Below are 24779 nucleotides of genomic sequence, written 5' to 3' on the forward strand. Positions count from 1 at the left end.
GCTGTCACGCTAGGCCACCGAGTCCGCGCTGCCGACCCGCGGACGGATGAGGCCGCGCCTACATCCCTGGTCGTACTGGCGCTCCGTAGCGCCATGCCGTACGCCCCGGGAGGTACGGCGAAGCGCCGACCCCGGGCTGACGATCTTCCGGTCGTGGCGCGGCAGCATCAGGTCCATGAGCGTTTCACCTGGTCTGGCCCAGGCCGACCGTACTCGTGCGCCCGGCTGGATTGTCTGGCCGCTGCGGTCGGCCGCCGTGCTGCACCTGCTCGGCGTGCTCGCCCAGGCCGCCCTCGCCGGACTGTTCGTGACCGGCGACGTCGACATGCTCGCCTGGCATCGCACCAACGCCGGACTCACCCACGGCATGCTCTACCTCCAGCTGGTGGCCTCGATCCTGCTGTGGCGACCGGCACGGGGACCGGCGTGGCCCGCCCTGGCGGCGGCCGCGCTGGTGGCCGCCGAGACATTCCAGGTCATGGTCGGGCAGGACCGCGTCCTGGCGGTCCACTTCCCCCTCGGCATGGCCGTCTTCGGTGCCACGGCCGTGCTCACCCTCCTGGTCTGGCGGGTGACCCGGTGATCTCCCGCCGGGGCTTTCTCTGGATGGTGGGCGGGGCCGGGTTCGCGGCCACCGGATGCGGTGTCCTCACCGGCGAGGTCGCCGGGGAGAGCCTGACGAGCGCGTTGCCGTTGCCCGCCAGGTTCACCGTGCCGCTCCCCATCCCGGAAACCGCCGTTCCGGTACGGCCCGGGCAGTACGAGATCGTTCAGCGGGCCGCCAAGATGGAGATCATTCCCGGGACCACGACCGAGATCTGGGGGTACGGCGGCACGTTCCCCGGACCGACCTTCGACCTGCGCCGCGGCAGCCGTACCGTCATCCGGGTCCGCAACGAACTGCCCGTGCCCACCTCGACGCACCTGCACGGCGGCGTCACCCCCGCGCACTCCGACGGCTACCCCACCGACCTGGTGGTCGCCGAGGGCCGGGGATTCCGCCCGCACGGCGGCGACCACGCCCAGCACGACCTGTCGCAGTGGACCTTCCACCACGGGGCCAGGGACTATGTGTACCCACTGGAGCAGCGGGCCGCGACGCTCTGGTACCACGATCACCGGATGGACTTCACCGCGCCGCAGGTGTGGCGTGGCCTGGCCGGTTTCCTGCTGGTCAGGGACGAGGAGGATGACGCGCTGCCGTTGCCGAGGGGAGAGCGGGACATCCCCTTGATGATCTGCGACCGGGCCTTCGAGGAGGACGGCTCGTTCCGCTACCCGTCACTGGATCCGACGCTGCTGGTCCGCCCCGGCGTGCGGGACGCCTTCATGGCGGGAGTCGAGGGCGACGTCATCCTGGTCAACGGCGCCCCCTGGCCCTTCCTCGACGTCGACGCGGTCCGGTACCGGCTGCGGCTGCTCAACGCCTCCAACGCCCGCCGCCTCCGGCTGCGGCTGACCCCCGGCGGCCGGTTCGTCCAGATCGGGAGTGATCAGGGGTTACTGGCCACGCCTCTCGCGCACGACGAGATCACGATCTCCCCGGGGGAACGCTGCGACGTGATCGCGGACTTCTCCGGCTACTCTGCCGGCACCGAGGTGACCATGGTCAACACCCTGGGCGTGGGTGCGGCACGCGACATCATGCGGTTCCGCGTGCGGCGCGGCGCCCCGGACGACAGCAGGATTCCGGAACGACTTTCCCCGGTGGAGCCGGCCGGGGCGGCGGTCGCCGTACGCGCCTTCGACTTCCGCCGCACCGGCCAGGGCGGAGCCGGTGCCTGGACGATCAACGGGCGGCGCTTCCGGCCGGGGGAGCCGCTTGCCACCCCCCGGCTGAACACCAGCGAGATCTGGAGGTTCACCAGCGACTTCCACCATCCGGTACACGTCCATCTGGCGCGATTCCAGGTGCTCTCCAGGAACGGCCGGCCGCCCGCGCCGGCCGACGCGGGCTGGAAGGACACCGTGGACGTCCGACCCTACGAGGTTGTCGACGTCCTGGTCCGCTTCGAGGGCTACCGGGGGCGCTACATGATGCACTGCCACAACCTTGAGCACGAGGACATGGCGATGATGGCCGACTTCGAAGTGATCTGAACGTCCCCGCGCCTGTGCCCGAGGTACTCGATCGTGGTGGTGTCGAGGTCAGCCGACCACCTTTTCCACGAACGCGGTCACCCGGACCTGGGTGCGCTCGATCAGTTCCTCCAGGGTCCACGATTCCTCGAAGCGGCCGCCCACCTCGGGGACCTTCTTGCCGCGGACGTACAGGGAGCAGGCCAGGTCGGTGCACATGTAGACGCCGACCGAGTGGTGTTCCCTCGTGGCGGGACCGGCCTTGCGGGCGGTCAGCAGGGAGACGCCGTTGCCGGGGTGGGTGGTCTGGCAGAGCGAGCACATGGTGTTCTGCAGGATGCTGCGGCGCTGCGCGGAGGAGCGCAGCGTGATTCCGACCAGCCGGCCCTGGTGCTCGGTGACCAGATAGCTGCGGTCGGGGGCGGAGCCGTCCGACCAGCCGAGGAAGTCCAGATCCGGCCAGGGCTGCCCGGCCAGGTCGCGCGGCATCGGCAGCCGGTTGGCCTCACCTTTGGAGCAGTTGACGAAGGATGTGCGGATCTCCCGCTCGGTTACCGGTTTCACCCGGCGCACGTTACGTCACGGCCCCGACCGGGGCCAACTGTTTTTCCCCTGGTCAGCCGTCCAGGCCGGCCCGTGCGGGCCGACCTGGACGTCGTGATCAGACCAGGTCGAACCGGTCGAGGTCCATCACCTTGGCCCACGCCGCGACGAAGTCGTTCACGAACTTCTCCTTCGCGTCGTCGCTCGCGTAGACCTCCGCGAGCGCGCGCAGCTCGGAGTTGGACCCGAAGACCAGGTCGGCGCGGCTGCCGGTCCACTTGACCTCGCCCGTGGCGGCGTCGACACCCTCGAAGGTGTTGGCGTCCGCGGACGTCGCCTTCCACGTCGTGCCCAGGTCGAGCAGGTTGACGAAGAAGTCGTTGGTCAGCGACCCGGGGGTCGCGGTGAAGACGCCCAGCGAGGACTGCTGGTGGTTGGCGCCCAGCACGCGCAGGCCACCGACGAGGACCGTCAGCTCGGGGGCGCTCAGGGTCAGCAGGTTCGCCCGGTCGATCAGCAGGTACTCGGCCGGCAGCCGGTTACCCTTCCCGAGGTAGTTGCGGAACCCGTCGGCGATCGGTTCGAGCGCGGCGAACGACTCCACGTCGGTCTGCTCCTGGGAGGCGTCCGCGCGGCCCGCCGTGAAGGGAACCTCGACGTCGAAGCCGGCGTTCTTGGCGGCCTGCTCGACGGCCGCACCGCCGGCGAGCACGATCAGGTCCGCCAGCGAGACCTGCTTGCCACCGGTCTGGGCGGCGTTGAAGGTCTCCTGGATCCCCTCCAGGGTGCGCAGCACCGTCGCCAGCTGGTCGGGGTCGTTGACCTCCCACCCGCTCTGCGGCTCCAGGCGGACGCGCGCGCCGTTGGCGCCGCCACGCTTGTCGCTGCCGCGGAAGGAGGAGGCCGACGCCCACGCGGCGGACACCAGCTGGGACACCGACAGGCCCGAGGCGAGGACCTGGCCCTTGAGCGCGGCGACGTCCGCGGCGTCGACGAGCTCGTGCGTCACCGCGGGGATCGGGTCCTGCCACAGCAGCGTCTCGGCCGGGACCTCCGGGCCGAGGTAGCGCACGACCGGGCCCATGTCGCGGTGGGTCAGCTTGTACCACGCGCGGGCGAAGGCGTCGGCGAACTCCTCGGGGTTCTCCAGGAAGCGCCGCGAGATCTGCTCGTAGACCGGGTCCACGCGGAGCGCGAGGTCGGTCGTCAGCATCGTCGGAGCGTGGGTCTTCGACGGGTCGTGGGCGTCGGGGACGGTGCCCGCCCCGGCACCGTCCTTCGGCTTCCACTGGTGCGCGCCGGCGGGGCTCTTGCTCAGCTCCCACTCGTAGCCGTACAGGATCTCAAGGAAGCTGTTGTCCCAGGTCGTGGGAGTGTTCGTCCACGCACCCTCGAGACCGCTGGTGATCGTGTCGCCGCCCTTGCCGGTGCCGAAGCTGTTCTGCCAGCCCAGGCCCTGCGCCTCGATCGGGGCGGCCTCGGGGTCGGCGCCGACGTTGTCGGCCGGGCCCGCACCGTGGGTCTTGCCGAAGGTGTGACCGCCCGCGATCAGGGCGACCGTCTCCTCGTCGTTCATCGCCATCCGGCGGAAGGTCTCGCGGATGTCGCGGGCCGCGGCGAGCGGGTCCGGGTTGCCGTTCGGGCCCTCCGGGTTGACGTAGATGAGGCCCATCTGGACCGCGGCGAGCGGGTTCTCCAGCTCCCGGTCGCCGGTGTAGCGGCCGTCGCCGAGCCAGGTGGACTCGGGGCCCCAGTAGACGTCCTCGTCGGGCTCCCAGACGTCCGCGCGGCCGCCGCCGAAGCCGAAGGTCTTGAAGCCCATGGACTCCAGGGCGACGTTGCCGGCGAGGATCATGAGGTCGGCCCAGGAGAGCTTCTGGCCGTACTTCTTCTTGACCGGCCAGAGCAGGCGGCGGGCCTTGTCCAGGTTCCCGTTGTCCGGCCAGCTGTTGAGGGGGGCGAAGCGCTGCTGCCCGGCCCCGCCGCCGCCACGGCCGTCACTGATCCGGTACGTGCCCGCGCTGTGCCAGGCCATCCGGATGATGAACGGGCCGTAGTTGCCGTAGTCGGCCGGCCACCAGTCCTGCGAGGTCGACAGCACCTCCGCGATGTCCCGCTTCACGGCCGGGAGGTCCAGGCTCTTGAACGCCTCGGCGTAGTCGAACTCCTCGCCGAGGGGGTTGGCCACGACGGGGTTCTTGGCGAGGATCTTCAGGTTCAGCCGCTCCGGCCACCACTGCCGGTTGCCGCCGCCCTGAGTCGGGTGCGGGGCCCGCTCGTGCGCGACCGGGCAGCCACCCGCGCCCTCCGTCTTCGCGTCTACCACGATTGCATCATGATTCTCAGACATGGGAATCCTTCCAGACTAGATATCACGGTGTTCAGGAACTGCGGGCGCTGGAACAGCCGGGACACAGGCCCCAGTAGACGACCTCGGCCTCGTCGATCGAGAAGCCGTGGTCGTTGGAGGCGGCCAGGCAGGGCGCGTGACCCACCGCACAGTCGACGTCCGCGACGACACCGCACGACCGGCACACCAGGTGGTGGTGGTTGTCCCCGATACGTCCCTCGAACCTGGCCGGGTGGCCGGCCGGTTCGATGCGGCGTATGAGTCCCGCCGCGGTGAGCGTGTGGAGGGCCTCGTATACGGCTTGCAGGGAGATGTGGCCCACGCGGTCGCGCACGCCGGAGGCGATCTCCTCGACGTCCAGGTGGTCGCCGTTGCGGACGGTCTCCATCAGCGCGACACGGGCGGCCGTCACCCGCAGGCCGGCCCCGCGCAGCTCCTCGGCGGTGGTCGGAGTGTTGGGCGCGGTCATAGCCTCAACCTACCGCCATAAACACGAACTCTTCAAGACAATGAATAGTCCAAGTCTGGACTGTGGGGTTACCTTTGCTCCGTGGTGGTGTGATGTGCCCGGCGTGTACGACTGTGGGCGTTACCTTTGCCTTGTTGCGGCGCCGGCGCCGCCCGCACCCTGCTTGAGGGGATCACTCAACCGGGCCCAGGTGGACCTGGCCGCTCTCGTCGACGCGCCAGCCGGGGTTGTGGCAGATCTCCCAGACGACGCCGTTGGGGTCGGCGACGTGCCCGTGATAGCCGCCGAAGTCGGCACGCTGCGGGCTCTTGATCAAGGTGCCGCCCGCGTCGACGGCTTGCTGCACGACGGCATCGACCTCGGCCCGGGTGGCCACATTGTGGGACAGGGTGAGCCCGCCGAGTTTGCCGTCGGCCGGGGTGCCGTGCATGTCGGCCACGAAATGAGCGGTGTCGTAGAGCCCGAGCACCAGTCCGGGGGCCACCTGGAAGAAGATGATCTCGCCCGGCACGTCGAGCAGCGGCGTCCAGCCCAGGCCGCCGCGGTAGAACGCGCGAGCGGCGTCCAGGTCGGCCGCCGACAGGGTGATGAAGTGAACTCGCTGGTCCATGGTCAACATGCCTTTCCGGGTGAACGGGTTCGCTTACCGCCGGTCGCGCAACCGTCCGGCCGTCCTGATGCGCAGGGCAATGCCTGTGACCGGCAGCTCTGGTCGTGACGGCCGACAGTGTGGATCAAGCCGCCGCCGCCCGCGCGAGAAGCTCGGCGGCCAGTTCGCGCTGTTGTTCGGGATCCAGACGCATATGCACGGTGCCGACCGGCACCAGGATGATGTCCCCGGTGACCGGACAGGGCAGCAGATTGAGCGGGAGGGCCATGACATGCGATCCTGCCAGGCCCCACTGACAATTCCGCCCTGCCGCCGGGCCCGTGCCGCGGCAAAGTCGCCGGTCGGGTCGGCGTGGGACGGCGAGTCGTCCGCTGGCGGCGAATTCGGCCCGTGGCAGCCTTGGGTTTGTTCCAGAATCAGGGTCACTTGGGTGATGGCGTCATCTGCGAGCAGTTCCAGACCTCCGCGGGGCGTCGCCGCCGATCGCGTCGGAGGGAGGGTCAGTGGGGACGCCGTCCGAGCATCAAGCGTTCTGGATGGATGGCCGGGGAGACCGGGAGCGGGCGCACGCGGGGATCAGCCGCTATTCGGAGCTGGTCCAGGAGTACGTCGGGGCGTTCGCGGGTGTCTGGGGGGACGTCGCGCCGGTCGCGTTCGCCTGTGCGGCCTGGATGGTGGCCACGCCACCGCTCGCCGATCCGGGATTCGTCCGCTGGCATCGGCGGATTCTCTCCGCCGAGTGCGTACGCAACAGCTGGGACGGCACGCTGATCGCCCGGATCTCCATGGTCTCGCCGGCTCCGGCCGCCCTCACGGCTTCGCGGGCCTGGTGGCAGGACCGGGGATGGCACGGCTGGCCGGAGATCTTCGGCCAGTACGTGGAGCCCGCCGAGCGCGAACTGAGCAAGATCCCGTACCTACGCCCGGTCCTGCTGGTGGACGCGCCCCTTCCCCTCGACGACCTTCCCCCGGCCCCGGACGGCCCCGACGAGGGCCTGACCGAATCGGCACACCGGGCGCTGCTGGTCCTGGTACGAGAACTGAACGCCCTCGTCGAGCCGATCATCACCCAACTCGACCAGATTCCCTGATATGTCGGGAAGCCTTCCTGCCCGGCTGCTTCTGGCGCCGATGGTCGCTGATCGCGAGATCCCCGCCTCTCGGCTGCCGCGAAGACGCGCTGACCCTGAACAACGGCTGGCGGTCGCCCGCCCAGACCCGGGCGGGCGACCGTGGCGTCGGGCGCGAGGCCGCCACGCCGTCCGGCAGGGAGCCGTCACCGCGTTCGCCCGGGTCAGCCGGTCCCGCCGCCCGGCAAGAGCTGCAGGTCGGTGGTGACCGTGGCCAGCGAGGTGGCCACCGCGCGCAGGCGTTCGTGGACCTCCCGCTCGATGGCCTCGGCCCGGGCCCGAGCCTCGGCGATGATCACGTCTGCCTCGGCGCGGGCGGCGGCCACCAGCTCGGCGGCCTGTTCGGGGGAGGCCGCCCGGTGCCGCTCGTTCTCCCGGTGCAGTCGGGCGAGGGTGGCCTCCACCTGCCCGAGGAAGACGTCGACCTCCGCCAGGTCGTAGCCCTCGCGGAGGCGCACGGTGGTGAAGACCATGTTCCGCACGTCGTCGGCAGACAGCAGCTTGTGTCCGGTCATGGGATGGCCTTTCCGGTGTCGGAGATCGCGTCGAGCAGGGTGCGCCGCTGGCGGCGGGTCAGCTCGCCGAGGGTGTGGCGGGGGCCGATGCCGGTGGCCTTCAGCAGCGCGCTGACGTCGGCCTCCTCGTAACCGGGGAGGGCGCCGAGCAGCCAGGCGATGTAGGTGCCCCTGGTCACCAGGTCGGTGCGGTCCATCAGCTGGCTGAGGGACAGACGGCCGGAGGCGAGCGCCGCCCGCAGGTACCACCGGTCGACCGGGGAAGGGCTGGGGGTCGGCGTCGGCGTCGGGGCCGGTCTGGGGGTGGGCGACTGCACGGGGGTGCGGGCCATCGCGCCGCCGCCGGGGTGCGCGGCACCGGGCATCAAGTGCAGCAGACCCGTGACGGCGACCATCGCCCCCGCGGCGCCGCTCGCGATCCACAGGTACCGCCGGGGCAGCCGCCCGTTCTTCTGGCGGCTGGACAGCATCTGCAGCCCCACCACCGCCGTACGCAACAGGACACCGGTCACCATGCCGAGCAGGATCGGCACCAGGCGGCCGGGCAACGGGCGGATGGTGGCGATCACCACGCCCACCGCGGGGCTGGCGCAGGACAGGGCCAGCCAGGGCCCCAGCGGCTGGCGGGCCATGTCGAGCAGCGCGGCCAGCGCGAGCCCTTCACTGGCCGAGTGCACCATCAGGGCGATCACGATGACGGCCGAGGCGGAGACGGCCAGCGTCGCCCCCTCGATGGCGCGGTGCACGGCGAGCGCGGCGGCCGTGCCCATGCCGCCGAACAGCGCGGCGCTGACCACCTCCTTGACTCGGCGGTGCGCACCGGGGGAGTGCAGCCCGCGCCGGGCGGGGGTGAAGCCGCCTTGCCCGTGGCCGTGGCCGCCCCGGGTGAAATAGGTGACCACCACGAAGCCCATGGCGGTGGCCAGACCCACCCACCAGAGCGGCACGCCGTTGTCGGTGGCGTGATGCCAGGCGTCAGGAAGCAGGTCGGCCAGCGCGGTCACCAGCATCAAGGCGGAGGCGACGGCCAGCCAACCGCTCAGCCGCCGATGTTCGAGCCTGGCCAGCCAGGCGCCGCCGAGGGTGGACAGTGAGACCAGACCGACGGCCAGCCAGGCCGTGGTTCCGGAGGATAGGTCGTCCATAAGGCACCACCTCTACCAGCAATGATTACCCAGAGTTGATATCCAGTTACTCTGAGCTTACACGCGCTTGGCTATTCCGAGCGCAACTGGGTGGCGAGGGGGAACCGCGCGGCCCGCCGGGCGGCGGGGGCGGCCAGCAGGTTGTTGACGGCCAGCGCGACCGGTGCCGCCAGCAGTACGGCGAACAGGGCCAGCGGCGGGACGTACAGCAGCGGGGTGAGGTCGGCCACCACCCGCCAGAGCGAGCGGCCCAGCGCGATTCCGAGCGGCATCCCGACCAGCAGGCCGATCACGGCCAGCGTGGTGGCCTGGGTGACCACGGCCAGTCGGCACTGCGCACGGGTGAACCCGAGCGCCCGCAGTACGGCCACGTCCTGGCGGCGCCGCCGGATCGCGGTGGCCAGCGCGTGGCCGTTGGCGGCGATGGCCAGCAGCGCCAGGAACCCGCCGAGGGCCAGGGGCGGGACGAGAATGTTGCCGATCTGCTTGACCTGCATCGGCACCGCGGCCGGCTCCAGCCCGGCCGCCGTCCATTTGGCAAGGTCGGCCCCTGGACGCAGGGCGAACAGGCTGAAATGGAACTTGAAGTAGCCGTCCGGGAACAGACGCTGGAATCCGTCGCCGGTCAGCCAGCCGCCCACGGCGTACCCGTTGTGCGGGCCCTCGGGCACGAAGGCGATCCCGGTCACCTGGAGCGAACCGGTCGCCCGGCCCTTGACCGGCAGCAGGTCGCCGATCTTGGCTCCGATCTGCCGGGCCGAGTCCGGGGCCAGCGCGATCTCCCCGGGCGCGCCCGGCATCCGACCGCTGAGCACGACCACCGGGAACGGCTGCTCGTGGGTGAACACCGGAACCGAGGCCGAGCGGGTGGAGATCACCCCGACCCGGGTGTCGTTGATCGCACGTACGTCCGGGTCGCGGGACCACTCCGCCGGCGGCCGCGGGTTGAAGTCCTCCCCGCCCGCGCCGATCCAGCCCATCAACTGGAAGGTCTGCCCGAAACGGGCCGGATCCCCGGCCGCGTCCACGGCGCCCGCCCGGAACGTGAACGCGGCCAGCACCCCCAGCACGCCCACGATCGCCCCCGCCAGCGCCGGCCGTACCGGCACGGCGGTGCCGCCCCGCCCAGGCTCCAGTGCCAGCCGGATGCCGAGCACCACCGGCGTCGGCAGTCCGAGCCGATCCGCGGCCTTGGCGACGGCGGACGCCCGCCCCCGTCCCGCCCGCCGGGCGACCACGGCCAGCCCCGCCGACAGCGTGACCAGCACCACCATCAGCACGGCCACCGCCGCGAGCACCACCCCGTCCACCGACACCCCGGGGTACGGTTCCACCTCCTGCGCGCTGCCGATCGGAAACAGCGGCGAGACGGCCACGGCGGCCCCCGCGCCCAGCGCCACCCCGGCGATCGCCGCCAGCGCCGGACCGGTCACCGTGGCTGTCAGCGCCTGTCTGGGAGTCAGCCCGAGCACCCGCAACACCGCCAGATCCTCGGTGGAGGCCGCCGCGTACCGGACCACCGCCTGGCTGATCAGCACCATCGAGGCGGCCAGCGCGGCCAGCGCCATGCCGAGCAGCACGGTGCCCTCGAAGTCGCCCGCCTTCGCGTGCTTGGCGTTCATCGCGGCCATGTTGTTGATCTCGATGTCGTCCTGTCCGGTGAGCCTGGCGAAATCCCGCTGGAAGGCGGGTAGCCCGGCCTCGCCGTCGCTCAGCCTTACGACGGCGTTGTTCACCCCGCCCGAGTTCTGCATCAGCGCCGCATGATGTTTGACGGCGAACGCCCGAGTGGTGATCAGTTCTGTGAAGTTCAACATGATCGGCGTGCGGACGACCCCCACGATCCGCAACGGTTGCCGGGCCCCGTCCGGCAACTTGGCGACGACCTGATCCCCCAGCGCCAGCCCGGTCTCCGCCAGGAAAGGCTCCGGCGCCGTCGCCTCGTCCGGGCGCGTCTCGTCGGGTAGTCGTCCCGCCAGCACCACCGCGGTCTCGAGCGAGGACATGAACTCCACATCCGTCGACGGAAGCGTGACCGCAGCCTCCGGGTACCCCTCCAGCGTGATGTCGGCCAACAGGAAGGAACCGACCGCCGCCACCCCCGGCAGCCGCCGAACCGCGTCCCAGTCGAAGTTCTGCTGATTGGGCTGCACCATCGCCGTCACCGGCTGCGTGACCGCCAGCAGCCGATCCATCGCCGACATCCCCCGCCGCGCCCCCGCCGTGGTCGCCATCACCGCCCCCGCCCCCAGGGCCACCAGCACCCCAAGCGCGACCAACGACCGAACCCGCCGCCGCAGGTCCACCCTCAGCCACTCCCAGACAGCCGACACAGGACCTATTCACCCGCAGACCTGCTCACCTCGCCCAGGGGGTTAACCCCCAGGACCCACTACAGAGATCGCGACAAGTCGAACAGACCTGCACATCATGATCCGTACGGTAGGAAGACATCGTGACTGACGATCAGCGACAGCACGGTCGACCGCAGGGCCGCTCGCGTGTGACCCGCGCCGTGGGAATCCTGGTTGCCGCCCTGGCAGTCGGCGCGGGATTCGGCGCGGCAACCTCCCTCGTGAACGCCCTCTCCCACAGCTACGCCGATCTTGAAAGCCGCGCCTACACCACCAGCGGGTGGTCAATCGCGGAAATCATCAGCGTGCTACTCGACTCCGGCTGGGCCTGGGCGGGCTTGGCCGTCGCAGTGGGCTGGCTGGTCACACGCACCGAGGAGAACCGCCCCGCAGGACTGTTGCGGGGCGCTGCCGCCGGCGCTCTGGCCCTGCTTGCGGCCACGGCCGCCTACAGCGTCGTGGACACCATCCGCAACGGCATGGACTTCCCCTGGTACCAATCCGAACCACTCGTGTGGTGGTTCGCCAGCGTCATCTTCGGAGCGCCCTTGGGCGCCATCGGTGCATGCGTCAAACGACCAGGAGTGATCGGTCTGCTCGCCAGATTGACCGTCCCGATCGGCGCCACCGTACAAATGATTCTGCTGCCGCCCGGCAGAAACGAGGTGATCGAGACCATAGGAAAAACGATCGTATGGACGTTGGCCGCCACCAGTATCGGCTTCGCCGTCATCCGCTTCCTCCGCCTGGGTTGGACTCGCGGTTCTACGCGACGTGCTTCGTAGCCCCAGAACACCCTCGGTACCTTCACAAGGCCGACGATCCGCTGCGGGTCGTATCCACCTATCAGCGGGGGCGGTCGACTCGTGCCTCATTCCACACCGGTTCGGGGGTCTCATAGACGGTTCCGTCTGTTCCGAAGATGAGGAAGCGGTCGAAGTCGGCGGCGAACCAGCGGTCGTGGGTGACGGCCAGGACGGTGCCGGCGAAGGAGGTCAGGCCCTGCTGCAGGGCCTCGGCGCTGGCCAGGTCGAGGTTGTCGGTCGGTTCGTCGAGCAGCAGGAGGGTCGCACCGGACAGTTCCAGCAGGAGGATCTGCAGCCGGGCCTGCTGGCCGCCGGACAGGGTCTCGAAGCGTTGGTCCCGGGCCGGCGCGAGTTCGTAGCGGGCGAGCGCGGCCATGGTTTCGTCCAAGGCGCGGGCGTACCCGGTCATCACCAGTTCGGCGGGGGTGCGGCCGTACAGGTCGGGTCGTGTGTGGGTCTGCGCGAAGTGGCCGGGCACCACCCGGGCTCCCAGCCGTGCCGAACCGGTGTGCCGCACGGAGGGTGCAGTGCCCTCCGTCGCTTCGGCCAGCAGTCGGAGGAACTGAGATTTGCCCGAGCCGTTCGAGCCGAGGACAGCCACGCGTTCGCCGTACCAGATCTCGATGTCGAAGGGCCGCATCAGTCCGGTGAGTTCCAGGCCTGCGCAGATGACGGCGCGACTGACCATGCGGCGGCTGGCCGAGCGCCTCGGCACCGGCTCCACCACGCTTTACTGGCACGTGAAGACCAAGGACGACGTTCTCGATCTCGCCCTCGACGCGATCTTCGCGGCGGTCGAGATCCCGCGCTCGGGTGGTCGGGACTGGCGCGCCGACATCACCGCGCTGATCACCGGATGGCATGCCGCCCTGCTGGAACATCCCTGGTCGGCGGCGCTGCTCGGCCGTCCGATGCTGGGGCCCAACGTGCTTGCCCGCAGCGAGTTCCTGTACGCCACCCTGCTGGGGGCCGGGGTCACCGAGCCGCAGCTGACCGCCGCCGCCTACGGCCTGTCCAACTACGTCATCGGTTCGGCGCTCATGCAGGCGACGTGGACGACCCGCGAGGGCCAGGCCGTGCCGCAAAGCGCCCGTGATCACCTCTACGCCTACCGCGACCGCTATCCGGTCCTGGCCACTCACGGCCCCCTCGTCGTGGACAGCGACTGGGATACCACCTTCTCCGTCGGTCTTGCCTGGCTTCTCGACGGCATCCAGGCAGGCGCGGTCGATACGCGGTCGTCGGATACATAGTCGCGGGTGTGACTATGTCGGTGTGGCCCATGGGACGGGGCGGTGGGGCGGCCTAGATTTTTCGAGCATGAGGAGTGTGGAGAGGGATCTCGCTGGGCGTACGGCGCTGGTCACGGGGGCCGGGAGTGGGATCGGGCGGGCCTGTGCGCGGCGGCTGGCCGAGGCGGGGGCGCACGTGATCGTGGCCGATCTGAGGGGGGACGCGGCCGAGAAGGTGGCGGCGGAGGTCGGGGGGATCGCGGTGGCGGTGGATCTGGCCGAGCCGGGGTTTCTGGAGGGGATCCGGGATCAGGTGCCGGGGACGCCCGCCGGTGAGGATGTCCGGCTTTCGGTGGACATCATCGTCAACAATGCTGGATTTCAGCATGTGGCGCCTATCGAGGAGTTCCCACCTGAGGTTTTCGCGAAGATACTCAGGGTGATGGTGGAGGCGCCGTTCAAGCTGGTCAGGGCCGCCATGCCGTACATGAAGGAAGGCGGCTGGGGACGGGTGGTGAACATCTCCTCGGTGCACGGGATGCGGGCCTCGCCGTACAAGGCGGCGTACGTGACGGCCAAGCACGCGCTGGAGGGGCTGTCGAAGGTGATCGCGCTGGAGGGCGGCGCGTACGGGGTGACCTCGACGTGCGTCTGCCCGGCCTATGTACGGACGCCGCTGGTGGAGAACCAGATCGTGGCGCAGGCGGAGACCCACGGGATCGAGCCGGACGAGGTGGTGGAGCGGATCATGCTCCAGCCCGCGGCCATCAAGCGGCTGATCGAACCCGACGAAGTGGCCGAGATGGTCGCTTATCTTTGTGCCCCGCAGGGATCGTTCATCACCGGTGTGTCGATCCCGATCGACGGTGGATGGAGCGCGCGCTGACATGAACGTTTTCCTCGAACTGCTCGCCCGGGAGGCTTCGGCGGTGGAGTTCGAGGGGCCCGTGCTGGCGGCCAGGGCGGCGGGGGCGGACGCGGCCACCCTGGAGGCGCTGGACCAGGACAAGATCGCGGCGCTCCGGGTGCGGGCGCTGCTGCGGCACCGGGCGCGCCGGGAGACCGAGCTGTCGGCCCTGTTCGACACGGCGGGCGACCTGGCGGGGCTGCGCGATCTGGACGCCGTGCTCGAGGCGATCGTGCACCGGGCGCGGCAGTTGCTGGGGGCCGACATCGCGTACCTGACCTTGAACGACCCGGAGCGCGGGGACACGTACATGCGGGTCACCGACGGGTCGATCTCCGCGCGGTTCCGGCAGCTACGGCTGGCGATGGGCGCCGGGCTCGGCGGACTGGTGGCGCAGTCGGGAACCCCGTACACGACGCCGGACTACTTCGCCGACGAGCGGTTCCGGCACACGACCACCATCGACGAGGCGGTCCAGGAAGAGGGCCTGGTCGCCATCCTGGGGGTGCCGCTCCGGCTGGGAACCCAGGTCATCGGGGTGCTGTTCGCCGCCAACCGGACCGCGCGGCCGTTCGTGCGGGAGGAGGTCGCGCTGCTGTGCTCGCTGGCCGCGCACGCCGCCGTGGCCATCGACACGGCCAGGCTGCTGGGGGAGACCCGGGCCGCGCTGACCGAGCTGAGCGAGGCCAACACGCTGATCAGGGAGCACAGCGACCTGATCGAGCGGGCCGCGGGGGCGCACGACCGGATGACCGGTCTGGTACTGCGCGGGGGCGGGATCGAGGACGTCGCGGCCGTGGTCACCGAGGTGCTCGGCGGGCGGCTGACCGTGCTGGACGGGGAGGGGCTGCCGCTGGTCGGGCCGGCCGAACTGGACGACGGGGTGGCCGAGGCGGCTCGCTCCTCGCGCGCGCTCGGGCGTACCGTGCGGCGCGGGGATGCCTTCGTGGCCTCGGTGGACGTGGCGGCGGCGCCGCTCTGCACGCTGGTGCTCCGCACCGATCACCCGGTCGCCTCCGCCGACCAGCGCATCCTGGAGCGGGCCGCGCTGGTCACCGCGCTGCTGTTGCTGTTCCGGCGGAGTGTGGCCGACGCCGAAGGCCGGGTACGCGGCGAGCTGCTTGACGATCTCATCGCCCGCCCGGAACTGGACGGACTCTCCGACCGGGCCCGGCGGCTGGGCGTGCACCTGGAGCAGCCGCACGTGCTGGTGGTGGCCAGGCACGAGGGCGGCAGGGAACGGGCCGCGTTCTGGGCGTCCTCGCAGGCCGCGCTGACCGGGGGGCTGGCCACCGCGCGCGGCGACGAGGTGGTGCTGCTGTTGCCGGGGGACAAACCGGGTCTGCTGGCGCGGCGGGTCGCGGCCGAGCTCAGCCAGTCGCTCGGCTCCCCGGCCACCGCGGGAGGCGCGCTGGCGGGGGCGGTGCCGGAGGCGTACCAGGAGGCCGGAAGGTGCGCGGACGCGCTGCGCGCGCTCGGCCGGAGCGGCGACGGGGCGGGCGCGGCCGAGCTCGGATTCGTCGGGCTGCTCATCGGCGGCGGGCGGGACGTGGGGGCGTTCCTGACCGACGCGATCGGGCCGGTGGCCGACTACGACGAACGGCGCGGCACCCAGCTGATCCGGACCTTGGGCGCCTACTTCGGCACCGGATGTTCCCTGTCCCGTACGGCCGAAGCGTTGCACATCCACGTCAACACCGTCACCCAGCGGCTGGACCGGGTGGGGAGGCTGCTCGGGGAGGGCTGGCAGGAGCCGGAGCGGGCCCTGGAGATCCAGCTCGCACTGCGCGTGCACCGGCTGCGGCACCCGTGAGACTTCGCGTGTCCGCACGCCATCACGCCGAGTTCAGCTATGTGGACCGCCGCCATAGGAGTGGGACGCATTCGCCCATAAGTTAGCCCGAGGACGGCCGACGACGAAGGAGACGGCGGTATGCGAAACGAGCGGATCACCACTTCCCGCCTCGCCCAGAATGTACTCAGTGTCGAGGGCGCGGCCGGGGAAGCCGTGTTGTTCGTGCACGGGAACGTATCCTCGGCGGCGTTCTGGCGGGATCCGATGCTCGCGCTGGCCGACGGCTATCGGCCGCTCGCGGTGGATCTGCGCGGGTTCGGGGAGAGCGACCCGGCGCCGGTGGACGCCACCCGAGGGGTGCGGGACTACTCCGACGACGTGCTGGATCTGGTCGACACGCTGGGGCTCGACCGGGTGCACGTGGTCGGGTGGAGCCTGGGCGGCGGTGTGGTGCTGCAGGCCTTGCTGGACCGGCCGGAGGTGTTCGCGAGCGTGACCCTGGTCAACCCCGTCTCGCCGTACGGGTTCGGGGGGACCGAGGGGGAGGACGGAAAGCTGACCCATCCGGACGGGACCGGGTCGGGGGCCGGGGGCGCCAACCCGGACTTCGTGAAGCTGCTCGTCGAGGGGGATCGGGGGGACTCCTCGCCGCTGTCGCCGCGAAACGTGTTCCGGACCGCGTATGTCAAGCCGGGGGCGGTCATCGCGGACGAGGACTACTACGTGGAGTCCATGCTGACCACCCGGGTGGGGGAGGACCACTACCCGGGGGAGGCGGCGACCTCGGAGAACTGGCCGGGGGTGGCGCCCGGCACCAAGGGGGTCCTCAACACGATCGCCCCCACCCACTTCCGGCTGGATCTGGCGGCGGCTGCGGCCAAGCCGCCGATCCTGTGGATCCGGGGGGCCGATGACGTGATCGTCTCCGACACCTCGCTGTTCGACCTGGCCTACCTGGGGGTCCTGGGCGTGGTGCCCGGGTCGCCCGGGACGCCCGCGCAGCCGATGGTGAGTCAGACCCGGGCGGCGCTCACCGCGTACGGGCCGTTCACCGAGGTGGTGCTGGCCGACTGCGGGCACAGCCCGCACCTGGAGAAGCCGGAGGAGTTCCTGTCCGCGCTCCGCGCCCACCTCGCCGGAGCGGCGGCGTGATCCTGGCGCGGGCCGGGTGTGGTCCTCTGCCACCCGGCCTGCGCCGACTACTCGTCACGGGATGCGGGCGAGGTCGATGATCACGTACTCGTCGCCGAGCGGGTAGGAGAGCAGGCGGCCGTCGCCCATTCCCGGTTCCACGGCGACCGACTCGCCCTTGGCGTCGGACCGGATGCCGAGGTCGGCGGAGCGGCCGGTGCGCAGGTCGTACAGGTCCTGGCCGGAGGAGCGGGAGCGGCGCACGGTCATGAAGCGGTCGGCGGCCAGGCCGCCGTAGGAGGGGCCGGGCAGATCGCGGTCCTGGGTTCCGTCGCGGAGGCGGGCGAAGCCGGTGGAGCCGCCGGGGCGGATTCCGCTGCACATCGTGATCCCGCAGCGCACCATGATCTCGCCCGGGTTGGCCGCCGCCAGGGCGCTCTCGCCGGTCTCCACGTTGGTCAGGCGCTGGAAGGCGATCTCCCCGTTCGGGGTGCGGTGGCCTGGGGTGCCGGCCCATGGCCAGCGCAGCAGGTGCAGGCCCGCGCCGTTGGGGAGCGCCGTCGCCGTGCCGCCGTCGAGGGGGAGCGTGTAGACGCCGCCGTCGGCCATGGAGAACACGATCCGGTCGCCGACGATGGCGAGGTGGTCGCTGATGCCGCGGATCGGGGGGTCGGTGTGGATCTCGCTGGGCGCACCGCCTTCGACGGGAACCGACCAGAGCCGCATATTTCCTGACTCGTACGTCATCCAGATGATCCGGCCGCTCCCCGGGGTGAACCCGGAGGCGAACACCCCCTTCGGCGTGCTGATCGAGGCGATCTTGCGGCTGGTCCCGTCCACCAGGTCGTAGGCGTAGATCGCGTCGACCTTCTCGTGGCTCTCCCAGGTCTCCAGCAAGAGCGTCCGGTCGTCCAGGAAGACCCGGGGGCGGGCCTCGACATCCCCGGCGAGCTTGCGGGGCATGCGCCAGACCGCGTCAGGCCAGACCTGCTCGACGGTCTCCGTCGCCGGGGTCCAGGGCTTCGGCTCCGTGGCAGGGGAGGCCACCGCCTCCGACGGGCTCGCCGGTTCCACCGTGACGGGGCCCGGGCCGCGGATCACCACCCCCACCCCGATCGCCACCACCGCCACCGCGACCGCCGAGGTCAGCGCCTGCGCCCTGAGCCGGCGCCGCCGCGATCGGGACACGACCACCGTGGCGAGTCCACCGGGCGCGCGGGGGGCGCGGGTGGCGGCGTGGCCGAGCGTACTGCGAATGCGGTCTTCCAGATTCCCGTTCATCGGGCACCCCTCCTGCTGTCCGCCGGATCGGCGATGGTGGTACGGAGCCGGTTGAGGCCGTGCGAGGCGTGGCTGCGCACGGTGCCCCGGGAGATGCCGAGCACCCCGGCGATCTCGATGTCGGTGAGTTCCTCGTAGTAGCGCAGCACCAGGACGGCACGCTGCTTGGGCGGCAGCCCCGCCAGCGCCCGCCACAGCCCCTGCTCGCCGTCGGAGGGAAAGTCGGCGTGGTGCGTCTGCTCCGGCGGATCCCAGGCCAGGCGTTCCCTGCGCCGGAAACGCCAGGCGTTGACGTGCAGCCGCGCCATGATGACCCGGGTGTAGCGCTCCGGGTCCTGTTTGCGCCGCACCCGGGACCACGCCCGGTGCAGGCGGATCAGCGCCTCCTGGGTCAGGTCGGCCGCGTCGTGCGGGTTGCCGCTGAGCACGTACCCGTACCGGAGCAGCGCGTCCGCCCGCTCAGCGACGAAGTCCGCGAAGCGCGAGTCGTCATCCAATGTGTGCCTTTCGCCATCCGACACCATTGAGACGGCTTCACGGCCCGAACTGTTGAATCGCGGTCACAGGATCAGCTGCGTGGATGAGGAGTCGCTTGAGGTGGGTTTCTAGTAGCGGTAGTAGCCCAGGAGGTCGTCGACGGTGGTGATGTTGTCGATGCGGATTCGGGTGCCGGTGGCGTAGGCGTTGATCATTTTGGTGTGGCCGATGTAGATGCCGACGTGGTGGGTGCGTTTGGGGGTGCCGTAGAAGACCAGGTCGCCGGGGCGGGGGGTGGTGACGCGGTAGAGGCGTTTTAAGTGGGCGTCGGTGTTGCCGGGGCCGAGGACGTCGCGGCCGTGGGCGATGTGGTAGACCCAGCGGGCCAGGCCGGAGCAGTCCAGGCCGCGGGTTTTGCGTGCGGGGCAGGGTTTGATGTCGCCGCGGTAGCCCTTGCAGGTGCCGCGGGAGGGGCCGGGGGTTTCGGCGTGGCCGCCGCCCCAGGAGTACGGGAACCTGCCGAGCAGGGCGTAGGCGGCGGCGAGCACCCGGGATTCCGTGTTGTCCAGGATTGTTGAGCCGGGGACGACGAGCAGTCCTGCCGTGCCCAGTGCCAGCCACCACCGTTTCACGCCCCGGACGCTAGCCAGTTTTCCGGACAAGTGATCAAATTTCAGGCCACTTCTATTTCGAACTCGTACATGGAGGAGGTGCTACTGGCGAAGTCCTGGTCGTTGACCGTGGCGCCGTAGGTGGCGCCGCTGCTCCAGGCGCCGGCCACGTGGAGGCCGGAGTCGAGCAGGACCAGGGTGCCGGTGAGGGACGTGAACGAGGTGCCGCCCGGGTTGACGTTGGAGGCGCTGGCCTCGAAGTGGAGGGTGGTGGCGTCTTCCCTGGTGTACGAGCCGGTGAGCGGGAAAAGGTTGGCGTCGGCGTAGACGGTGAAGTTGCCGGAGCTGTTGAACTTCCATCGGGAACCGGCCAGCCGGGCCTGGCTGCCGGAAGTCCATTGGGGCTTGCCCTTCAGTTGGTCGAACTGGATCACGCTGCGCACGGCCAGTTCCACGGGCAGCGTGAGTTCTGCCGGTTTGCTGGGCTTCTTGGTGGGCTTGCGGACGGGCTTTTTGGTGGGAGCGGCGGCGGGCTTCTCGGTGGATCGCCCGGTTGGTTTCCGGGTCGGGGTCGGGTCCGCGTCGTCGCCTCCCCGGTTGTCGATCCGGTTGTCGGCCCGTTTGTCGACCGCTTGGACCTGGGTCGCTGTCGGGGCCGGGGACGGGACTTCGACAGGGGGCGGGGTGGTGGCCTCCGGGGTTACCACCGAAGGGGATTGGGAGAATATCGCGATCGTTTCTTCGGGGGGAGAACCACAGGCCGTGGCCAACGTGGCCAGCGCAATGACGATGCCGGTCCGGACGGTACTCGCCCGCCTGATTCCGCTCAACATGGCTACTCGAATCCGCCGCAGGACTTATACCGTTCCAATTTTTGGTTGGAGCGTGCCGCGCGCCGGTTAGCAATAACTACTGGCTATTGATCGCGCCCAAATGGTTACCCGTTGCTGCCAATAGGAGGATCAGCGCGGGGGACGGCGTAGCGGAGGTAGGCCATGCCGCCGATGGGGGCGGTGACGAAGCAGATGATCACGGCCCACAGCCAGCGGGGAAAGACCTGGACGTCCTCCTCCGGGGTGTCGCGGAGGTCGGTCAGGCAGTAAAGGCGACGGTCAGCGTCAGGAGTGCCAGGATTTCCGGACTCATCGGCTATCACCCCTTTATGTCCATTCTCACTATTAAGAACGTTAGCACGATTGAGAGTGTGTAACTAGAGTGGTAGAGGTGACCAGCGCTGATCTGCTCCTGCACCCGGTCCGGTTGCGGATTGTGCAGGCGTTTCTCGGAAACCGGGCGCTCACCACCGGCGACCTGATCGCCGAACTGCCGGACATCCCCCCGGCCAGCCTCTACCGGCACGTGTCCCGGCTGGTCCAGGCCGGTGTGCTCCAGGTGGTCGCCGAGCACAGGGTCCGCGGCGCGCTGGAGCGCACCTACGTGCTCCGGGTGGCCGCCGCGATCATCACCCCCGAGGAGGCCGAGACCATGACCACCGACGACCACCGCCAGGCGTTCATGGCCTTCGTCGCGGGGCTGCTCGCCGACTTCGACCGGTACGTGGAACGCGACGACGTGGACCCGATCCGCGACGGGGCCACCTACCGCATGGCGGGCATGTGGCTCGACGACGCCGAGTACGCCGACATGCTCCGCGACCTGCTCAAAGTGCTCCAGCCCCGCCTGGCCAACGCCCCCAAGAAGGGCCGCCGCCTGCGCATCCTCACCACCGTGCTGCTCCCCGGGGACAAGGCTGTATAGGGATAAGGCCGTATAGAACTATCCGGCGAAAACCGGAGCGGGCAGGCCGCGTGCGTCCGGATCGGTGAGCAGGACGTGGCCCGACAGCGGGGCCTCGGCGAGAGCTCCGGGGGTGAGGCCGATCCGGGCGGTGGTGATGGCGAGGGTGGTGTGGTCGGGGCCGATGAAGGCGCAGCGGGTGGGGCGGGGGACGGGGACCGGGAGTTCACGGTCGATGGTGCCGTCGGGGGCGTAGCGGGTGACGCGGGCGCCGTCCCACTTGCAGTTCCAGAGGAAGCCTTCGGCGTCGATGGTGAGACCGTCCGGGAACCAGGGGTGACCCTCGTCGGAGGCGAAGAGGCGGCGGGGGCCGAGGGTGCCGGTGGCGGGGTCGTGGTCGTAGGCGTGGATGACGCGGCGGAGGGAGTCGACGTGGTAGAGGGTGCGGCCGTCGGGACTCCAGGCGGGGCCGTTGGAGCAGATCACGCCGGTGAAGGCGCGGGTGACGGTGAGGTCGGGGTCCAGGCGGTAGAAGGAGCCGGTGGGGTCGGTTTCCGCCAGGTCCATGGAGCCGAACCAGAAGCGGCCGGCCGGGTCGGCGGCGCCGTCGTTGAGGCGGGTGCCGGGTAGGTCGGTCTCGACTTCGCGGACGACGTCCACGGTGCCGCGGTCCAGGTCGCAGAAGGCGATGGCGTGGCGGAGCGCGGCGACCAGGCCGCCCCCGGCGCGCAGGGCCACGCTGCCGACCGGTTCCGGCAGGTCGAGGGTGCGGATCTCGCCGTCCGGCCACTCCCTGGCGTACAGGCGGTGGCCGGGGATGTCCACCCAGTACAGGCGCCTGCCGTCCCACAGGGCGCTCTCGCCGAGCCGGCAGGGGGTCTCGCTGAAGACCTCGATCATGGGGCACGCTCCCGGTCGTAGCGAACACGACGATTATCCGGCTATCGGTGCGAGGTGATCCTTGGTGACGTGATGCAATGGATAGTCACGGAGAGTCACCAATCGGGGGAGGCGGCAGCATGGCGGACATGATGCGGGTGGTCGGGTTCCGGGAGAACGTGGCGGTGGACGCGGAGATGCCGATCCCGTCGCCGGAGGGCCACGACCTGTTGGTCCGGATCGAGGCGGTTTCGGTGAACCCGCTGGACGTCATTGAACGGGCCCGCCGCTCGGCCAAACCCGAACTGGGCATCCTCGGCTACGACGCGGCCGGTGTGGTGGAGGCCGTCGGCGGCCAGGCGGCCCTGTTCCAGCCCGGCGACGAGGTCTACTACGCCGGGTCGATCGCCCGCCCGGGCACCAACACCGAATACCACCTGGTGGACGAGCGCGTCGTCGGCCGCAAACCGGCCGGGCTGGACTTCGCGGCGGCGGCCGCCCTGCCGCTCACCACGATCACCGCCTGGGAGACCCTGCACGATCGGTTCCGGCTGGCCAGGGAGGCCACGGGCACCATGGTCGTGGTGGGCGCGGCCGGCGGGGTCGGCTCGATGCTGCTCCAGCTGGCCCGGCAGCAGTTCCCCGACCTGACCCTGATCGGCACGGCCTCCCGGCCGGAGTCCCGGGCCTGGGCCGAGGAGATGGGCGCCCATCACGTCGTCGACCACCACGGCGACCTCGCCGCGGCCGTCCTGGAGATCGCGCCGCAGGGGGTCGAGTACGTGTTCAGCCCGTACTCGGCCGGGAAACTCACCGCGTACGCGACGATGCTCAAACCGTTCGGCCAGGTCACGGCCCTCGACCAGGTGGACGCCCGGGCGTCGGAGTTGTTCGCCAAGAGCCTCACCTGGCACTGGGAGATGATGTTCTCCCGGCCCCTGTACGCGCCCGGCGACACCACCCACCACGACCTGCTCAACGTCGTCGCCGAACTGGTGGACGCCGGTCAGCTGCGCGGCACCATGACCAAACGCCTGGGGCCGATCGGCGCGGCCACCCTCGCCGAGGCACACCAGCTGATGGAGAGCGCGAGAAGCATCGGCAAGGTGGTGGTGGCGGGCTGGTGAGCGCCGTCACCCCTTGAAAGGTCACGTGTCAACTGATCTGACCATGCGTACCCACTGATCGTTAACTGGGCAGCCATGCCCGGGACAGGTCGCGTCACTAGCGTGCCCGCGAGTTCGTACTGAAAGGAAACGTCATGGTGATAAACCGAGTGCTGGCCGGCGCGCTGGCCGTGCTCGCGGGCGGAGCGCTGATCTCTGTCCTGGCTCCGGGCGACGCGACCGCCAACCGGTTCGGCGGGGAGCGGCCCCTCATCATCGGCCACCGGGGCGCGCCCGCCTTCCGGCCGGAGCACACCCTCCTGTCGTACGAGGCGGCGGCCAAGATGGGCGCCGACTACATCGAGCCTGACCTGGTCTCCACCAAGGACCACATCCTGGTGGCCCGGCACGAGAACGAGATCTCCGGCACCACGGACGTGGAGAACCACCCCGAGTTCGCCGACCGCAGGACCACCAAGGTGATCGACGGGTCGTCCGTCACCGGCTGGTTCACCGAGGATTTCACCCTCGACGAGCTGCGCACCCTGCGGGCCGAGGAGCGCATCCCCGACCTGCGCCCGGACAACACCGCCTACAACGGGCTGGCCGTGATCCCGACCTTCGACGAGGTCGTCCAGCTGGCCAAGAAGTACGGCGTGGGCGTCTACCCGGAGACCAAGCACCCCACCTACTTCGACTCCATCGGACTGTCCCTGGAGGAGCCGTTGCTTGAGGTGCTCAACCGGCACGGCTGGCGGGACAAGCGCTCCCCGGTCTTCCTCCAGTCCTTCGAGACCACCAACCTCAAGGAGCTGCGGACCAAGACCAAGCTGCCGATCATCCAGCTCATCAACGGCAGCGGCGCGCCGTACGACCTGGTGGCGGCCGGTGACCCCCGCACCTACGACAGCCTGATCACCCCGGACGGACTGAAGGAGATCGCCAAGTACGCCGACGGCATCGGCCCCGCCACCACCCGCATCATCCCCGTGGACGCCACCGGCAAGCTGGGCCGGCCCACCTCCCTGATCCGCGACGCCCACCGCCGCGGCCTGAAGGTCCACCCCTTCACCATCCGCGACGAGAACGCCCAGCTCCCGCTGGACTACCGCCTCGGCACCCCTGGCACCCCCGCCTACCCCCGGGCCACCGGCGACGTCATGGGCTGGCTGGAGCGCCTCTTCGAACTCGGCGTGGACGGCGTCTTCGCCGACGACCCCGGCCTGGCCCGCGCCACCCGCGACCGCCTGTTCGACCGCACCACCTGAGCCGGTTGTGAAGCGTGCGGGGGAATCCACCCCCGCACGTTCGCTACGTAGTTCTCCCCATATCGAGGAATTCGCGGGGAGTAGTCAATGATGCGGATTCGCAGGTTAACGCGGTGTTGCCTCGAGCTCCTCGTTCGGAGGCAGCGTGATGAAGAACTCCCGGCCGTTGCTGTAGCCGGTCACCGGGCGGCCGAGGCGGGTGGCGGCCTGGCTGGTCACCTCGCTGAACAGGTGTGCCACGTGCGGGTAGACGCTGACGCGGAAGCTCTCGCCGTTGGCGAGCTTCTCGGCGACGTGGGCGGCCATCGCGTGGACGAACCGGTGTTCCTCGTCGGGGGTGAGCGGTGTCGGCAT

General features: G+C 70.2%; 27 protein-coding genes and 1 pseudogene. 11 read left to right on the plus strand and 17 right to left on the minus strand.

Annotated features, from left to right (window positions below; all coding sequences use genetic code 11):
• Positions 1-9: 9 nt before the first annotated feature.
• Positions 10-177 (minus strand): hypothetical protein, encoded by a 168-nt coding sequence (locus KIP79_RS01585; RefSeq protein WP_214102836.1) that lies wholly within the window; start codon positions 175-177, stop codon positions 10-12.
• Between KIP79_RS01585 and KIP79_RS01590 the strand changes: the two genes are divergently transcribed.
• Positions 176-583 carry a hypothetical protein gene (locus tag KIP79_RS01590; protein ID WP_214102837.1) on the plus strand — a complete coding sequence of 136 codons (408 nt, stop codon included), beginning with the start codon at positions 176-178 and terminating at the stop codon, positions 581-583. The genes KIP79_RS01585 and KIP79_RS01590 overlap by 2 nt on opposite strands.
• Positions 580-2100, plus strand: coding sequence for a multicopper oxidase family protein (locus tag KIP79_RS01595; protein ID WP_214102838.1), 1521 nt, complete (start codon positions 580-582; stop codon positions 2098-2100). Before KIP79_RS01590 ends, KIP79_RS01595 begins: the two co-directional genes overlap by 4 nt.
• 48 nt (positions 2101-2148) lie before the next feature.
• Here the strand turns inward: KIP79_RS01595 and KIP79_RS01600 are convergent, their stop codons facing one another.
• From KIP79_RS01600 to KIP79_RS01620, 5 genes are all read right to left on the minus strand, one after another.
• Entirely contained in the window at positions 2149-2643 is a 495-nt protein-coding gene (locus tag KIP79_RS01600; RefSeq protein ID WP_214102839.1) for an FBP domain-containing protein, read from the minus strand.
• A gap of 97 nt (positions 2644-2740) precedes the next feature.
• Entirely contained in the window at positions 2741-4972 is a 2232-nt protein-coding gene (katG, locus tag KIP79_RS01605) for a catalase/peroxidase HPI (protein WP_214102840.1), read from the minus strand.
• Between the two features lie 31 nt (positions 4973-5003).
• Positions 5004-5441 (minus strand): Fur family transcriptional regulator, encoded by a 438-nt coding sequence (locus KIP79_RS01610; RefSeq protein WP_214102841.1) that lies wholly within the window; start codon positions 5439-5441, stop codon positions 5004-5006.
• 172 nt (positions 5442-5613) lie between these two features.
• Complete coding sequence (locus KIP79_RS01615; protein WP_214102842.1) at positions 5614-6051, minus strand: VOC family protein; 438 nt, start codon at positions 6049-6051, stop codon at positions 5614-5616.
• 124 nt (positions 6052-6175) lie between these two features.
• Positions 6176-6319 (minus strand): hypothetical protein, encoded by a 144-nt coding sequence (locus KIP79_RS01620; protein ID WP_214102843.1) that lies wholly within the window; start codon positions 6317-6319, stop codon positions 6176-6178.
• A 235-nt stretch (positions 6320-6554) separates the two neighbouring features.
• Between KIP79_RS01620 and KIP79_RS01625 the strand changes: the two genes are divergently transcribed.
• Positions 6555-7142: a hypothetical protein gene (locus KIP79_RS01625; RefSeq protein WP_308169508.1), complete on the plus strand. Its 588-nt coding sequence runs from the start codon at positions 6555-6557 to the stop codon at positions 7140-7142.
• A 203-nt stretch (positions 7143-7345) separates the two neighbouring features.
• Here the strand turns inward: KIP79_RS01625 and KIP79_RS49150 are convergent, their stop codons facing one another.
• From KIP79_RS49150 to KIP79_RS49155, 3 genes are all read right to left on the minus strand, one after another.
• Positions 7346-7696 (minus strand): DivIVA domain-containing protein, encoded by a 351-nt coding sequence (locus KIP79_RS49150; protein ID WP_214102844.1) that lies wholly within the window; start codon positions 7694-7696, stop codon positions 7346-7348.
• Entirely contained in the window at positions 7693-8841 is a 1149-nt protein-coding gene (locus tag KIP79_RS01635) for a hypothetical protein (protein ID WP_214102845.1), read from the minus strand. Before KIP79_RS01635 ends, KIP79_RS49150 begins: the two co-directional genes overlap by 4 nt.
• Positions 8842-8912: 71 nt before the next feature.
• Positions 8913-10472, minus strand: a complete 1560-nt coding sequence (locus KIP79_RS49155) for an FtsX-like permease family protein (protein WP_443611853.1) — start codon at positions 10470-10472, stop codon at positions 8913-8915.
• An 824-nt stretch (positions 10473-11296) separates the two neighbouring features.
• Between KIP79_RS49155 and KIP79_RS01645 the strand changes: the two genes are divergently transcribed.
• Positions 11297-11980 (plus strand): hypothetical protein, encoded by a 684-nt coding sequence (locus KIP79_RS01645; protein WP_214102847.1) that lies wholly within the window; start codon positions 11297-11299, stop codon positions 11978-11980.
• A gap of 61 nt (positions 11981-12041) precedes the next feature.
• Here the strand turns inward: KIP79_RS01645 and KIP79_RS01650 are convergent.
• Positions 12042-12692: pseudogene (locus tag KIP79_RS01650) on the minus strand (ATP-binding cassette domain-containing protein); the annotation flags it as partial.
• Here KIP79_RS01650 and KIP79_RS01655 point away from each other — a divergent pair.
• The 4 genes from KIP79_RS01655 (at position 12670) to KIP79_RS01670 (ending at position 17087) form a co-directional block, all read left to right on the plus strand.
• Positions 12670-13254, plus strand: coding sequence for a TetR/AcrR family transcriptional regulator (locus KIP79_RS01655; protein ID WP_250212489.1), 585 nt, complete (start codon positions 12670-12672; stop codon positions 13252-13254). The pseudogene KIP79_RS01650 and the gene KIP79_RS01655 overlap by 23 nt on opposite strands.
• A 67-nt stretch (positions 13255-13321) precedes the next feature.
• On the plus strand, positions 13322-14119 hold the full coding sequence (locus tag KIP79_RS01660) for a 3-hydroxybutyrate dehydrogenase (RefSeq protein ID WP_214102849.1): 798 nt from the start codon (positions 13322-13324) through the stop codon (positions 14117-14119).
• 1 nt (position 14120) lies between these two features.
• Positions 14121-15953, plus strand: a complete 1833-nt coding sequence (locus KIP79_RS01665; protein WP_214102850.1) for a helix-turn-helix domain-containing protein — start codon at positions 14121-14123, stop codon at positions 15951-15953.
• A 120-nt stretch (positions 15954-16073) separates the two neighbouring features.
• Positions 16074-17087, plus strand: a complete 1014-nt coding sequence (locus tag KIP79_RS01670) for an alpha/beta fold hydrolase (RefSeq protein WP_214102851.1) — start codon at positions 16074-16076, stop codon at positions 17085-17087.
• A gap of 54 nt (positions 17088-17141) precedes the next feature.
• Here the strand turns inward: KIP79_RS01670 and KIP79_RS01675 are convergent, their stop codons facing one another.
• The 5 genes from KIP79_RS01675 to KIP79_RS01695 form a co-directional block, all read right to left on the minus strand.
• Positions 17142-18347, minus strand: a complete 1206-nt coding sequence (locus KIP79_RS01675; RefSeq protein ID WP_214102852.1) for a TolB family protein — start codon at positions 18345-18347, stop codon at positions 17142-17144.
• Positions 18344-18844 (minus strand): SigE family RNA polymerase sigma factor, encoded by a 501-nt coding sequence (locus KIP79_RS01680; RefSeq protein WP_214102853.1) that lies wholly within the window; start codon positions 18842-18844, stop codon positions 18344-18346. Before KIP79_RS01680 ends, KIP79_RS01675 begins: the two co-directional genes overlap by 4 nt.
• Positions 18845-18952: 108 nt before the next feature.
• Positions 18953-19456, minus strand: coding sequence for a C40 family peptidase (locus KIP79_RS01685; RefSeq protein ID WP_308169509.1), 504 nt, complete (start codon positions 19454-19456; stop codon positions 18953-18955).
• A gap of 41 nt (positions 19457-19497) precedes the next feature.
• Complete coding sequence (locus tag KIP79_RS01690) at positions 19498-20142, minus strand: hypothetical protein (protein ID WP_214102854.1); 645 nt, start codon at positions 20140-20142, stop codon at positions 19498-19500.
• Positions 20143-20372: 230 nt separating this feature from the next.
• Positions 20373-20591 (minus strand): hypothetical protein, encoded by a 219-nt coding sequence (locus KIP79_RS01695; RefSeq protein WP_214102855.1) that lies wholly within the window; start codon positions 20589-20591, stop codon positions 20373-20375.
• Between the two features lie 68 nt (positions 20592-20659).
• Between KIP79_RS01695 and KIP79_RS01700 the strand changes: the two genes are divergently transcribed.
• Positions 20660-21193 carry a helix-turn-helix domain-containing protein gene (locus KIP79_RS01700; protein WP_214102856.1) on the plus strand — a complete coding sequence of 178 codons (534 nt, stop codon included), beginning with the start codon at positions 20660-20662 and terminating at the stop codon, positions 21191-21193.
• 18 nt (positions 21194-21211) lie between these two features.
• Here KIP79_RS01700 and KIP79_RS01705 read toward each other — a convergent pair whose 3' ends face one another.
• Positions 21212-22072 (minus strand): SMP-30/gluconolactonase/LRE family protein, encoded by an 861-nt coding sequence (locus tag KIP79_RS01705; protein WP_214102857.1) that lies wholly within the window; start codon positions 22070-22072, stop codon positions 21212-21214.
• 119 nt (positions 22073-22191) lie between these two features.
• On the opposite strand from KIP79_RS01705, the gene KIP79_RS01710 reads away from it, so the two are divergent.
• On the plus strand, positions 22192-23178 hold the full coding sequence (locus tag KIP79_RS01710) for a zinc-binding alcohol dehydrogenase family protein (RefSeq protein ID WP_214102858.1): 987 nt from the start codon (positions 22192-22194) through the stop codon (positions 23176-23178).
• 134 nt (positions 23179-23312) lie between these two features.
• On the plus strand, positions 23313-24425 hold the full coding sequence (locus tag KIP79_RS01715) for a glycerophosphodiester phosphodiesterase (protein ID WP_214102859.1): 1113 nt from the start codon (positions 23313-23315) through the stop codon (positions 24423-24425).
• Positions 24426-24530: 105 nt separating this feature from the next.
• Here the strand turns inward: KIP79_RS01715 and KIP79_RS01720 are convergent, their stop codons facing one another.
• Positions 24531-24779: a hypothetical protein gene (locus tag KIP79_RS01720; RefSeq protein ID WP_214102860.1), complete on the minus strand. Its 249-nt coding sequence runs from the start codon at positions 24777-24779 to the stop codon at positions 24531-24533.

It is taken from the genome of Acrocarpospora catenulata (genome assembly GCF_018476525.1).
GTDB classification, from domain to species: Bacteria; Actinomycetota; Actinomycetes; order Streptosporangiales; family Streptosporangiaceae; genus Acrocarpospora; species Acrocarpospora catenulata.